Source organism: Rufibacter ruber, assembly GCF_001647275.1.
Lineage (GTDB): Bacteria > Bacteroidota > Bacteroidia > Cytophagales > Hymenobacteraceae > Nibribacter > Nibribacter ruber_C.
On the sequence record NZ_LRMM01000097.1, the window covers coordinates 1 to 12,794 of the forward strand.

The 12,794-nt window shown below is 45.4% G+C and carries 13 protein-coding genes; 8 read left to right on the forward strand and 5 right to left on the reverse strand.

What is annotated here, in order from left to right:
• Nucleotides 1-79: 79 nt before the first annotated feature.
• A complete protein-coding gene (locus A8O25_RS20805; RefSeq protein ID WP_161947805.1) occupies nt 80-1,066 on the reverse strand; it encodes an outer membrane beta-barrel protein in 987 nt (328 codons plus the stop codon).
• A 379-nt stretch (nt 1,067-1,445) separates the two neighbouring features.
• On the opposite strand from A8O25_RS20805, the gene A8O25_RS20810 reads away from it, so the two are divergent.
• The gene (locus A8O25_RS20810) at nt 1,446-2,009 is read left to right on the forward strand and encodes a histidine phosphatase family protein (RefSeq protein WP_066839333.1); all 564 of its coding nucleotides are present in this window, start codon (nt 1,446-1,448) and stop codon (nt 2,007-2,009) included.
• Nucleotides 2,010-2,198: 189 nt separating this feature from the next.
• Nucleotides 2,199-3,128, forward strand: coding sequence for a glycerophosphodiester phosphodiesterase family protein (locus A8O25_RS20815; RefSeq protein ID WP_074988007.1), 930 nt, complete (start codon nt 2,199-2,201; stop codon nt 3,126-3,128).
• An 82-nt stretch (nt 3,129-3,210) separates the two neighbouring features.
• On the opposite strand, the gene A8O25_RS20820 is transcribed toward A8O25_RS20815, so the two are convergent.
• On the reverse strand, nt 3,211-3,831 hold the full coding sequence (locus tag A8O25_RS20820; protein ID WP_066839335.1) for a 3'-5' exonuclease: 621 nt from the start codon (nt 3,829-3,831) through the stop codon (nt 3,211-3,213).
• Between the two features lie 210 nt (nt 3,832-4,041).
• Nucleotides 4,042-4,284, reverse strand: a complete 243-nt coding sequence (locus A8O25_RS20825; RefSeq protein ID WP_066839336.1) for a hypothetical protein — start codon at nt 4,282-4,284, stop codon at nt 4,042-4,044.
• A 388-nt stretch (nt 4,285-4,672) separates the two neighbouring features.
• On the opposite strand from A8O25_RS20825, the gene A8O25_RS20830 reads away from it, so the two are divergent.
• From A8O25_RS20830 to A8O25_RS20855, 6 genes are all read left to right on the forward strand, one after another.
• A complete protein-coding gene (locus tag A8O25_RS20830; protein WP_066839338.1) occupies nt 4,673-4,978 on the forward strand; it encodes a hypothetical protein in 306 nt (101 codons plus the stop codon).
• An 88-nt stretch (nt 4,979-5,066) separates the two neighbouring features.
• A complete protein-coding gene (locus A8O25_RS20835; protein ID WP_066839340.1) occupies nt 5,067-5,333 on the forward strand; it encodes a hypothetical protein in 267 nt (88 codons plus the stop codon).
• A 150-nt stretch (nt 5,334-5,483) separates the two neighbouring features.
• Nucleotides 5,484-6,080 (forward strand): hypothetical protein, encoded by a 597-nt coding sequence (locus tag A8O25_RS20840; RefSeq protein ID WP_066839342.1) that lies wholly within the window; start codon nt 5,484-5,486, stop codon nt 6,078-6,080.
• Between the two features lie 6 nt (nt 6,081-6,086).
• Nucleotides 6,087-6,611 carry a hypothetical protein gene (locus A8O25_RS20845; RefSeq protein ID WP_066839344.1) on the forward strand — a complete coding sequence of 175 codons (525 nt, stop codon included), beginning with the start codon at nt 6,087-6,089 and terminating at the stop codon, nt 6,609-6,611.
• Nucleotides 6,612-6,874: 263 nt separating this feature from the next.
• On the forward strand, nt 6,875-7,531 hold the full coding sequence (locus tag A8O25_RS20850) for a hypothetical protein (protein ID WP_066839346.1): 657 nt from the start codon (nt 6,875-6,877) through the stop codon (nt 7,529-7,531).
• Between the two features lie 810 nt (nt 7,532-8,341).
• Nucleotides 8,342-8,836 (forward strand): hypothetical protein, encoded by a 495-nt coding sequence (locus A8O25_RS20855; protein WP_153042864.1) that lies wholly within the window; start codon nt 8,342-8,344, stop codon nt 8,834-8,836.
• A 78-nt stretch (nt 8,837-8,914) separates the two neighbouring features.
• Here the strand turns inward: A8O25_RS20855 and dnaK are convergent, their stop codons facing one another.
• Together dnaK and A8O25_RS20865 are read right to left on the reverse strand one after the other, a co-directional pair.
• Nucleotides 8,915-10,852: a molecular chaperone DnaK gene (gene dnaK / locus A8O25_RS20860; protein ID WP_066839350.1), complete on the reverse strand. Its 1,938-nt coding sequence runs from the start codon at nt 10,850-10,852 to the stop codon at nt 8,915-8,917.
• Nucleotides 10,853-12,110: 1,258 nt separating this feature from the next.
• Nucleotides 12,111-12,794 carry a pseudouridine synthase gene (locus tag A8O25_RS20865; protein WP_241499111.1) on the reverse strand — a complete coding sequence of 228 codons (684 nt, stop codon included), beginning with the start codon at nt 12,792-12,794 and terminating at the stop codon, nt 12,111-12,113.

Sequence of the window (12,794 nt, forward strand, 5' to 3'; positions counted from 1 at the left end):
CTTATCGCTTCCATTGAGTTAGGGCTTGGTGAGAAATGTTGTCGCAAACACTTTTACCTCCCTAATTCTTTGGAAGTTATTAAACTCTAAACAGCTTCAATGTGAAGCCTGCTAAGAAATATATTTGCCTAACATTAGTACTGGTGTTTACAAGTTCTGAAAAGCCGTTGCTCATCTCATACCTGGCTTCAAAAGAAATAGAATGTTTTGCCCAAACTGGGATTTTAACTCCTGTGCCAAATAAAAGAGATTGAGAATAATTTCTGAATGATTCACTGTACCCTTCATTGTTTTCACGAGGATCATATTTCTGCATAAAGTAACGCGACTCCATAGTAGTGCCTGAGGGGAAAGTAGTAGTCAGAGTAACGTCTTGTTTATGCTTAAAGGCAAAAGAATAGGCTACTCCAACATTAAAATAGGGTTCAACTTTACCTATAGGAATAGTATAGCGCAGAAGTAGAGGCAGTTTGAGATAATGTAAATCAATGTTTAGATCATACTCATACCTTCTAATCCCTTGACTAGCTGAAAGATTATCAGTGAAATGCATTCTGTTGTAGTGACCTTCAAGCTGTACAGATAGCTTTTTACTTACCCATGGCAGAGTTGAACTAACCTGTAAAGCGGCCATGGGTGAAAAAGAGGAATTGTATTTCTTATTAAACTCCTCTGGTATAGTGCCTGAAACTTCTAAAGTTGTACTGCCGCCGCCTATCAATAATCCCCAAGAAAATTCAGCCTTTGCAGGATGGGCCACATATCTCACATTGTTGGGACTCTGGCAATTATTATAGTTTACTACAAATTCACTTAAGCTTTTCTGGTTATATTCAAGTTTCTTTCTGTCAGTGGCCAACTCAGGGCAATCTGTGGTCAGTTCTTGCAGCACCCCTTTGTAGAGATCATATTTCTTGGCTACTTTTTGACCGTTAGGGAGTACTTCTGTAACTGTGTTCTGAACTAATTCATGAAGGGTGCCCTTTTTTGTTAGAAAATAAGTAACTCTTGGGTTGTCACCTTTGAAGGAATACAAACTGGTGTGGCCAGAGACTAAAATTTTCAAAAAACGGTAAAGAACTGAATCTCCGGCCCCTATTTGTTTTGTCTCAAACAGGTCGCCGTCTGATACTCCATAGCCGCCAATTGTGTATGGTGTATATACTACTGCTGCGCCTTCTGGTGAGCTTTTGAAGAGACTTTGTCACTGCTTTTTACAACATCCTTTTGACTGACATATCCCCGGATTGTATCACCGTTTTGGAGAATATAACCCGGCTTGTAATCTCTTTGGGCGAAAGCTATAAAACTAAGAAAGAGTAAAGTAAAAGATAGTAATATTTTATTCATAACATTTGTATAAAGGACAAATGTACTGAATTGTCACATTTCTTAATACGCTTTCAGCAGGTGTACAACAGCTTTTTTCTAATCACAAAAATATTATGAAACAAATCTTCCTCATTCGGCACGCCAGGCCTCTGGTTGACCGCCGCGGCTGGTTCAGCAAAACCCAGGCGCAGCAGTTTTTGCAGAACTACCAGGTGGCAGAGGTGGAGGAGATCTTATCCTCGCAACTACCTCCGGTACTTCCTCCGGTTAAAAAAGTCTACTGCAGTCCGCTGCCCCGGGCCATGGCCACTGCGCACATGCTGTTCGGGCCACAGGCCGAACTGGTGGTAGACCCGGTGTTCAGGGAGTTTGAAAGCAGCATCTGGGGGCTGCCGATGGGGAGGTTCCCGTTAAGCTGGTGGCAGGTTCCGTCTAGGGTTCTATGGTTTTTGGGGCTTCACCAGAAAGACATGGAAAGTTTCAGGAAAGCCAAAGTGCGGGCCGCGCTGGCGGCAGAGCAGTTAGCCCAGGAGGCGGGGGTGAAGGGCGTGGCGGTGCTGGTGGCCCACGGTTTTGTGAACGAGTTTATCAAACGGGCCCTGGTTAAAAAGCAATGGAAAGTGCTGGTGAACGGTGGGCGCAGCTACGTAGGCGTTACCCAACTAGGGCGCGAGTAGCGTTTCAGGCCTGTTTTCTCAAAAACAGGCCGAAAACAGAAACTGTTACGCTGCCACCTGCGGGGCCTGGTACTCCAGGGGAGGCAGATCAACTTGTTACCGCTTCAGGCATTTTAAGAAGAGTCCCCTTCAGGTTTTGGGGGATTGAAACAAATAAATATATTGGCTGCCAACTAACCCGCACGTTCTATGCGACTCACGCAATTTACGGTTGTTCCGGCCTTGCTGCTGCTGCTAAGCTGCAGCCCCTCCCAGCAAATGCACGCCCCGGTCCCCAGAAATCCTTTAGACACAATTTTAAAGGAATTCCATTCTCCCCAGGGAAAACAGGTGCTGGTGGTGGCGCACCGCGGCGACTGGCGTAATGCCCCTGAGAACTCCTTGCAGGCCATTCAGAATGCCATAGACATGGGCGTAGACATTCTGGAAATAGACATCCAGAAAACCCAGGACGGCCATTTGGTGCTCCTGCATGACCAAACCCTGGACCGCACCACCAACGGTAAGGGCAAAGTGGCTGACCATACGCTGGCCCAGGTCAAAAAGCTGTACCTCAAAGGCGGGCACGGCGTTGTCACAGAGCACCGCGTTCCCACCCTGCAGGAGGCCCTGCTGCTCATGAAAGGCAAAGTGATGGTGAACCTTGACAAAGGCTATGATTATTTTAGAGAGGCCTACGCGGTACTGGAAGCCACTGGCACGCGGCAGCAGACCATTCTGAAAAGCGGTCACCCTTACGGCAAAGTGGCCCGGGAAAATGGGGAGGTCTTGCAAAAAGTCCCCTTTATGCCGGTGGTGTGGCTGGAGAAGAAGGAGACCCGCCAGATTATGGCAGACTACCAGCGGGAGCTGAAGCCCGCGGCATTTGAGATTGTCTTCAAAACCGATACCTCTGCCGTGCTCCAGGAGTTTCAGGCCATTAAAAAGGGCGGGGCCCGGGTGTGGGTGAACACGCTGTGGCCAAGCCTCAACGCCCGGCATCATGATGATTTGGCCGTGGAAGGGCAAAAGCCTGATGAAAGCTGGGGCTGGGTTCTGGAAAAGGGGGCCAACATCATCCAGACAGACCGGCCAAGGGAACTACTGGCGTACCTCCGCCGGCGCGGGCTGCATCGGTAAGCCTGTAAGGCGACACTTCACGGGCGGTGTCTGTTTTTCGGCCTGTTTTTTACAGAAATCAGCGAAAACAGACACCGCTATTTTAATAGGGAAAGCTTTTTCTGGGTTTGGGCGCTTTTTTCACAGAAGAGGCGGTGTAGCCCCCGTCATAGAGCCGGCCGAAGTTGATTTTCAGTTTCTCAGGGAACTCCACCAGGTTGCTGCAGTTTACCTGTCTCAGCGCACGCAAGGTCAGTTCTGCGCAGGCGTAAGAATCTGCCGCGGCCCGGTGGTGCTTGAACTGGATGCCGTGCCGGTTGCAGAGCGACTTGAGATCATACTGCGGCAGCCCCTGCCATACTTGTTTGGAGAACTGCACGCTGCAGGCGTACTGCAGCTCAGGGAAGGGGAGTTGGTAGGTGTTGAGGGTGGCGCGCAAAACGCTCATGTCAAAGCTGGCGTTATGGGCAATGACCAGTTGGTTCTGCAGCAGCGGCTTCAGCTCGTGCCAGAGGTGGTGAAACTCTGGGGCGTGGGCCACTTCCTTTGGCTGGATACCGTGCACGGCCATGTTAAAGCTGTTGAAGTACGGGTAAGACCTGGGCTTGATGAGCCACGCCTGGGTGTTGGTGATCTGCCCGTTCCTGACAAAGGTTAATCCAATCTCACAGGGGCTGTCCCGCTCAGGGGTGGCGGTTTCAAAATCAAGGGTGACAAAATTCATGCAGGTACTTTTTTGAGGCTGCAAGTTACAACGGTTCTGTGGGAAGACCTGCGCACACTGCGGGTTAATCAAAAAAGCCACAGGGGGAGAGCGGTTGCGTTTTGGGGCTGTTTTAGGAAAAACAGGCCAAAAACAGGAAAAGGGTTTCGGCAGGGCCGAAAAAAAAGCCACTCTTTAGTAGAGTGGCCTTAGGTGCTGGTGTTGATTTGTTTAGTTGAGCCCAATGGGGTTTGACACCTTCTTGAAATCCAGGTCCAAATAATTCGCAGCAGACAAGGCCTCTTCTAAATGCTTATGCCCCTCTTTTCTGATGGGGTATAAACAGCCTTCTTCATCTAGTACAGCAATAGGGCTGACCTCAGGCAGCACCTTCAGGGTGGTCTTGGCAAGTACCAGTGTTTCCTCTTCTAAAAAGGCGGGGGTACCGTTTCGGGAGTAGATGGCGTAATGCATAAATTTTTTCGTAAGCTTCTGTTTACGGGGAGGTAAGGTGTTGGTTGTGAGAAGCTTTTAAGAGTTTGTTTAAATTTTGATTTTGCAGGCGAAAATGGGGCGCGAAAGGTTCTGGCGATGCATTCTTTGAGCAGCATAAGAGCGCTATGGAGAGAGAAAAAGACGAAGTCAGGTTCTTTTGATACCCCTTTGCAGACCGAAAGACAACTTTAAACAATTTCAAAATTTTTTTAAAATTTTTAGGGCTTGTTCAGTAAAGTAACTTCCAGTGAAAAAGAACTAAATTAATATTTGCACCAAATCTGATATTTCAATAGTTTAGAAATATTCATCTTCTATTTCATTAAGTATCTAGCTAAATAATTTTTATAAACTATAATTTAAATTCATGAAAAAGTATTGTTCCCTTCTCTTCGCCCTTGCGGTTATTATTTTCTTAGGAAGTTGCCAAGAAGATGATAGTGTACTAGGCCAACAATCTGATCCTCAAAATCTAACTGTTTTGCAGGCTCAAGAATTTTATTCTGCTGTAATTGCAAACTCAAAAGGTAAAACTGGTAGTGAAAACAAGAAAAAGACTAAGAGGGTTTACCCTAATGTAATGCCGCAATGGCAAAAGGCTAAAATTGTGGAAGATATGCGGTATCACGTAGTGGAGGTACCAGTTAAGATAGGAAAAAAGTTTAGCGTTTAAATTAAAGGGATCAACTGTAAAGCCAAACGGCAATTCTAAACTTCTAGTTTCAAAGGATAAAAGAACAGGAGAACTGATTGCAGCACTAATGCATGCATACTCAACTACTGGTGTTGAGTTGACTAAAATTGAATACAAGACAAAGCCAAAAGACTTCAGCGGTTTAATCTTCTACACCACCTTAGAGGGTGGTTTTGTAAACGGTTATTCTTATGAGAAAGGTAAACTTGTTGCCTCGGTAAAAGAGTCTGTCATTGAACAAAAGCAATCTGCTCGCAGCTATTGTAATGACTATGGTTATGTAGAGATTTGGGAGAGAACTTGTACAGTCAGACTAGAAGGTCCTGATTATTGAACTGAGCCCTATCTGGTTGGGTATGATTCTGTACCTCTTTGTCAAACTTTCTATACAGAGCAACTTGAGCCAGCTGATGGTTGGGATGGTGGCGGGTATGGAGGTGGAAATATAGTAGTAATTGATATTCCTAAAGTCTTATCTCCAAGGTTGGACAATTTAATAAATACCTCCACTCTTACAGATGCTGAGAGAGCCAAACTGGAGAGTATTCTGAATAAAATCTTTGAGAATTGTACCGGAGCCGCATTATTAAATGCATTACATTCAAATAATTTAAAATTTGACTTCAAGACAAATCCAAACCTGAACGGATTAGGCAGCTACAGCCCGATTGAAAAGAGCATAACTTTCAAAGGCATAAATTCTATGAACTTCGGCACGCTCCAAGAGGAACTCTTCCATGCCTACCAAGACAAGTACCATCAGGGAGGCACTGCCCAATACCTGGGTAAGCCCGGCAGCGCCAACATTGAGTTCGAGGCTAAACTGTTTGGCATGATAAATGAACTATACCAATCTGGAATGCTTGCCTCAATGATTACAGATGCTGATTTCAATGCTTGGGTTTATACAGTAACCAATGATGGAAGAACTTTGCCAAGTTCCTTTTCTCAATTTGGTCTTGATTATTATAAGTTTATACCTGCCTTTAAGAATGCCTTTCCGGACTATGCCAATACAATTGCGAGCGATTTGGAGCCAGGCGCGATATTCAATGTGTACAATTCTTCAAACTATAAATAAAATTTTATGAAAGCATTAATCATGTTATCCGCCATCGTCGTGCTGTCCCTACAACTGGGCATCTGCCTCGGACAAAACGCATTTGAACGCAGCAATGCAAAGGGAAAAAGTACCACTTATAAAATAACCGGCTCTTCAAATAATTATAAGAAAGCTATTGCTGTCGCAAATGGCAAAAATATTATTAATGAAAAGTTAAAAAAGAATCCCCCACCCCATTTGACTAATATTGAACTGATTTCTGAACTTAAATTAAATAATATATTTTTATCAGCACTAGGCACGAAAAGGCTTGAACAACTGTCTACGTCAGATTACAGTATGTTGATTACCTTTTATGTTAATGACTTAGGCAAGATATTAGAGTTAGAGTTCATTCTTCCTGAGACTACAATAATTACTCCAGCAGAACTTGAAATATTAGAATCAATGATTTTGAAAGAGCTTTCTTTCAAACTGAATCAAAATGAAATGAATGGAGCTAAACTATTTCAGCTTCTTAAGCTACAACGCTACAAGGATTTGCTTTAGCTGCACTTAGTTCTATAATGCTATAGAAAAGCCTTGCTTATGTAATAGTATTTCTATAGCATTAATAAATCCGAATTAATAAGGCTTTCTACTATAGTTAAACCAGGCATGGGGCTCGAATATACTACGACAGCAACTAAATAAGGCAAAAAGCATATAGCTACTACCTATGGGGCGGTTTTTTTTGCCAGGTGCATTAAATTTTTATTACCAATTATTTTCAAGTAAAATTAAAACATAAATGGATAAACTGGAAGGAGGAAATGTTAGTAGAATTAATGTCGGCCTTAATTTCTTATCTTCAAATCAAGCGTCTAGTCCTGTGTTTCTTGGTTGGGGAGGTTGTGAGTAATATTATGAAAAATGAAGCAAATCAAATAATTAGTGTAATAAAAAAGGCCTATCCAAGTTTGCAGGAATATAGTTTTGATAAGTACCCTACCAATTCAAGTCTGCCTGAACTTTCAAAAATATGTAACCTTGCCGAAGCTAATAATGGAATATGGATTTCTTTTTTAGATTACCTAAAAAAGTACTATGGTGAAGAACAAGTTACTGATAACACATTGCTGATACTTAAAGAGCCCTGCTATAGGTGTGCAATTAAGAATCTTAATGAAACTGAGGTTGTAGAGGTTTTTAATATTCAAATTAGTGTACTTGTTAAAGGTTTTTATATCTATTTCCAAAGGGTAGAAAGAGAACCCATAATGAAGAATATTAAAATTTATAACCCGGAAGAATTTGAATCAGGCAGCTATCACAAAGTAGTAGGACAGGTTTCTCAATACTTTCCTTATCACCAACTTCTTGATCATCGTTTTGTTTTTTCAGAGGTTTCAGATGTTAAAGTGCCGAATAAGTATAGTGATGAAAAGGTGAAAGTCTTTGATTGTATATTCAGTGATAGGATGTTGTGATGGTTTGTGTTTTTTAATATGATAGAATATATCCTCTTAAAAATAAATACTGCATTGTGGAGAGATATATTTTTTAACAATATTCATTTTTATGTTAGTTTACTTCTTTAAGTATCAATTAATCACTTTGTCTTTTGTTATACCCTATATTAAAGATGTGAACTCCTCAAGTTATGAATAAATTGTTTTATTATAATTCATGCCTTGTCATATTTCTGTGTTTTTCATGTGTGCAAAACAGTTACCTAGGGAGTAAAAGGTTCCCTAACGAATATGGCCAAATCAAAGTTTCAGTTTTTTCTAATGGACATCCTGATAGCGTCATCTTCAGGGGTAGGTTCTTGGATAAGAAAACATCTAAAACTCCCCCTTTTTCGGCCGCTATAATAATAGACTCAACTGGTTGTCCTCTTAACAAGGAAGGTACATATTCAATTACTTTAAAATATAAAAAGAGATTTAAGCTCTCCGCTTTAACGTTTCCTTACTTTCCAATCACTACTGGCGATATAAGAGTTAAAAAGGGAAAAGTTTATAATGTAGATTTTTATTTGAAGGAAGATACTATTCCAATTACAGATGATTATTGATTTTAATGAGTGGCATCTATCTTTCTGTTTAGCAAAAAGTATGTCTGATAACGAAATGATTACGACTTTCAATTTGCAAAAAAAAAAGCCTCACCGCATTGCGGTGAGGCTTTCCTCAACTAAGCCTATTTTAAATTATTTCACTTCTTCGTATTCCACATCATTTACATAAAACAACTGGAACGGAGTGTAACTAATGGAAATGAGACGAATCAACCTTATGAAAGCCAATACAGCTGTGATGGTTTCTTTTTTGCTAATGTTTTCTCAAGTTTTATTTGCGCAAACTAAACGTGTAAGAACTATTGAAGAGTTGTCTCAAGCTATTTCAAGCAATTTGAATAATCCTAATTGGGAGGAGCTTGATAAGTTATGTATTCAGTCGGTTGTCTTTATGAAGTTTGATCTAAATAAAAATGGTGAATTAGAAAATATTACTTTCTCTAAAGGGGCACCTGAAGTAGTGAAAGCTATGCTTAAGACTGCGATATCATCTGTTGCCGTTAAGGAAAATTCTAAACAATTGAGAGGCCATACTTTTCTTCAACCATTTATTTTTATCTATGAAGTTGGCTGTTCAGATGCGTTAGAAGATAGAATGGAAAAAGATCAGTTTCATCAAAGTCTATTAACAATGTTATCGTTTGAAGCTCCGCTTTCTAAGCCTTTGTCTTGTACCATATTGTCTCCTTTGATGCAAAGTAGCAAAAGGTAATTTTCTTAGATTTTGTCAGGTACAAAAAAAGCCCCACCGCAACGCGGTGAGGCTTTCCTCAACTAAACCTATCTTAAATTATTTCACTTCTTCGTAGTCCACATCGGTAACGTTGTCACCGCTGCTGGTCTGTTGGCCACCGCCGGCGTTTCCGCCTGGTTGCTGGCCGCCGGCAAAACCGCCGTCAGCGCCTGGTTGCCCGGCACCGCCGGTGGCGGCGTACATCTCCTGAGAGGCTGCCTGCCACGCATTGTTGATGTTTTCCATGGCGCTGTCAATGGCGGCTAAGTCTTTAGACTCATGCGCTTTCTTCAGGTCGGCCAGGGCACCCTCAATGGCGGTTTTGTTGCCGGCAGACAGTTTGTCGCCGTACTCTTTCAGCTGCTTCTCAGTCTGGAAGATCATAGAGTCAGCCTGGTTCACTTTCTCTACTTCTTCTTTGGCTTTGCGGTCTGCCTCGGCGTTGGCCTCTGCTTCTTTGCGCATGCGCTCAATTTCCTGCTCAGATAGTCCGGAAGAAGCCTCAATTCTGATTTTCTGCTCTTTACCGGTGCCTTTGTCTTTGGCAGACACGTGCAGGATACCGTTGGCATCAATATCAAACGTCACTTCAATCTGCGGAACACCACGTGGTGCTGGTGGAATGTCTGACAAGTGGAAACGACCGATGGTGCGGTTGTCGCGGGCCATGGGGCGCTCACCCTGCAGCACGTGAATCTCCACGCTTGGCTGGTTGTCAGAGGCGGTAGAGAACGTCTCTGACTTCTTGGTTGGGATGGTGGTGTTCGACTCTATCAGTTTGGTCATTACGCCGCCCATGGTCTCAATACCCAAGGAAAGCGGAGTCACGTCCAAAAGAAGTACGTCTTTCACTTCACCGGTCAATACCCCACCTTGAATAGCAGCCCCAATGGCTACTACCTCATCTGGGTTTACCCCTTTAGATGGCTTCTTGCCGAAGAATTTCTCTACTTCCTCCTGAATTTTAGGGATACGGGTAGAACCACCCACCAGGATCACTTCGTCAATGTCACTTGGCTGCAGGCCAGCGTCTTGCAACGCCTTGCGAACCGGCTCCATAGAACGGCGCACCAGGGAGTCTGCCAACTGCTCAAACTTAGAGCGGCTTAACTTGCGCACCAAGTGCTTAGGACCGGTCTGCGTGGCGGTGATGTAAGGCAGGTTGATTTCGGTCTCAGAAGAAGACGAAAGCTCAATCTTGGCTTTCTCAGCGGCTTCTTTCAAACGCTGCAGGGCCATTGGGTCCTGACGCAGGTCCATGTTCTCTTCCGCCTTGAACTCGTCGGCCAGCCAGTTGATGATTACCTGGTCAAAGTCGTCACCACCTAAGTGCGTGTCACCGTTGGTAGACAATACTTCAAATACACCGTCACCAAGCTCCAGAACGGAGATATCAAAGGTACCACCACCAAGGTCGTACACGGCAATTTTCTGGTCGGCATGTTTCTTATCTAAACCGTACGCCAACGCAGCGGCAGTAGGCTCGTTGATGATACGTTTCACGTCCAGACCGGCAATCTGACCGGCTTCTTTGGTGGCCTGACGCTGAGCGTCGTTGAAGTAGGCAGGAACGGTGATCACGGCCTCGGTCACGGTGGTGCCCAGGTAGTCCTCAGCAGTCTGCTTCATTTTCTGCAACACCATGGCTGAAAGCTCCTGCGGGGTGTACTCGCGGTCGCCAATTTTCACGCGCACGGTGTTGTTGCTGCCAGACTGCACGTTATAAGACACGTGGCTGGTTTCATCTTTTACTTCTGAATAACCGCGGCCCATGAAACGTTTAATGGACGCGATGGTATTTTGTGGGTTGGTGATGGCTTGACGCTTGGCAGGGTCTCCCACTTTACGCTCACCGTTCCCGTTGTCCAGGAATGCCACGATGGACGGAGTAGTCCGGCGGCCTTCGCTGTTCGGAATCACCACTGGTTCGTTCCCTTCCATTACGGCAACGCAAGAGTTGGTAGTTCCTAAGTCAATGCCTATGATTTTTCCCATTGCTATAGTTTTATTTTAAGTAGTTCCTGATTAAAACTTGTTTTTCCTCTTAGTAACAAGACCTATGCCAACGGGATTTGGCCTGCCATATGTGACACAATGTCATTTTTGGCCAAGGCCGAAAGTTTTTCTGCACGAACATGCGTCAGGGATTGGCAGCATACCCTGCGCTTTTGACGGTTGATAGCTGGTGGTTGGCTGCCGCAGGAAGGAGTGGTCAGCTGTTTTCTTGGCTGTGCCCTTGGATGCAGGGTCTCTAAAGCTCTACTATTGCATTGTTGTTGCTGCAGTGGCTAATGCGTAGTCTGCTGTTGCCTTTGGCTGGGCTGCCTGAGCTGAGTGCCTGCCAATTGCTGCTGTGGAAATGCATACGTAGTACGCTGTTCACTGCTGCAGTGGCAATGCGTAGACTGCTGTTCCCCTGGCTTTGGCGTTTGACGCAATGCCTCACTCACTGTGATGTTTCATCTTTTCCGGTAAGCGCTCACGGCCGCGGGGCCCGTCGTGGGGGTGAGCACTGCTGTTAAAACTAGGCCCTCCGGCCTTGCCGCTGGAGCGGCACCGTATTAACAGAGGCGCTCACCCCCACGACTGGTCTGGGTTCCTCTCCTGATCAGCCTCACTGGTTATATCTGTTCCAGTAGGTAACTACTACTGATCCGCTAGCCTGTGGCGAGCCCGTGCTGCGCACATCAGTCGGGGGAATCGTTGATTGTTCATTGTTGCTTGCCTGTTGCGAATGGTTTCCCTCATCACGCGCTGGCGCGGGCCTTCAGACGCGTGCCTACTGATGACGGGCGGTCTCTGGCTGCCCTCGCGGCACGGCGGCGAAACCAGGCATTGCTGCTTCATTCGTACTGAAGTGCCTGGGCGTAAAGAAAGGACTCAAGACTCAGGACTCAGAACTCTCTCCAATACTCCCCCTTTGAAGGGGGCGAAGGGGGATGTTGACACCTGCCGGTCCACGCATTGCTGAGGTACGGTCACCCGCCATTTGCCCTACGCCTTGCAGATACTCCCCTCCCGGGAGAGGTAGGGGGGGGTGCATGGCTGACCACCGTGCGGTTCCCGGCAAGTCTGGAGACCCGCCCCATCCCAGGGCACGAGACCGGAGTACCTCGCCCGTTCCATCACCCAAAAATCAGCAATAAACAAGCAGCCATTCTCCCAAAAACTAATAGCGTCTGTAGGAACTTCAAGTGTTGGCGTCCATTCCTGTTTTTGGCTTACTTTTTCCAAAACAGCTCCAAAACAGGAATTACCAGCGCTTGTAGGGGCGTTGAAAAGTATTGATAGGTTTGGCCAGTTCCTTTAGCTGTTTCACCTCGTGGGGGGTGAGTTCCCGGTATTGGCCGGGGGGCAGGCCGTCCAACTGAAGCGGGCCAATAGCCACCCGTACCAGCCGAAGCGTAGGGTAGCCCACGGCCGCGGTCATTTTGCGCACCTGCCGGTTCATGCCTTGGCTGATTTTGATCTCTACCCACGTGGTGGGGATGTTGGCCCTAAACCTGATGGGTTTTGACCGTTCCCAGAGTTCCACTTCTTCCAGTAGTCTGGCCTTGGCGGGGGTGGTTTTTTTGCCTTGAATGAGAACGCCTTTCTCTAATTGGTCCAGCGCCTCCTCGGTGGGCACGCCTTCTACCTGTACCCAATAGGTTTTCTCTACTTTGAATTTGGGGTCAGAGAGGCGGTGCTGTAGTTGCTTGTCATTCGTGAGCAGTACCAAACCTTCGCTGTCATAGTCCAGCCGCCCAACGGGGTAAACATTGGGCACGGGCACAAAATCTTTCAGGGTCAGACGGCCCTGCTCATCAGTGAACTGGGTGAGCACTTCAAAGGGCTTGTTGAGGAGAAGGTACTGCAAGATGATTGGTAGATAGGTGCAGTGCGAAGATAAGGAGATGATTCTGTTTTGGGGCTGTTTTCTCAAAAACAGCCCCAA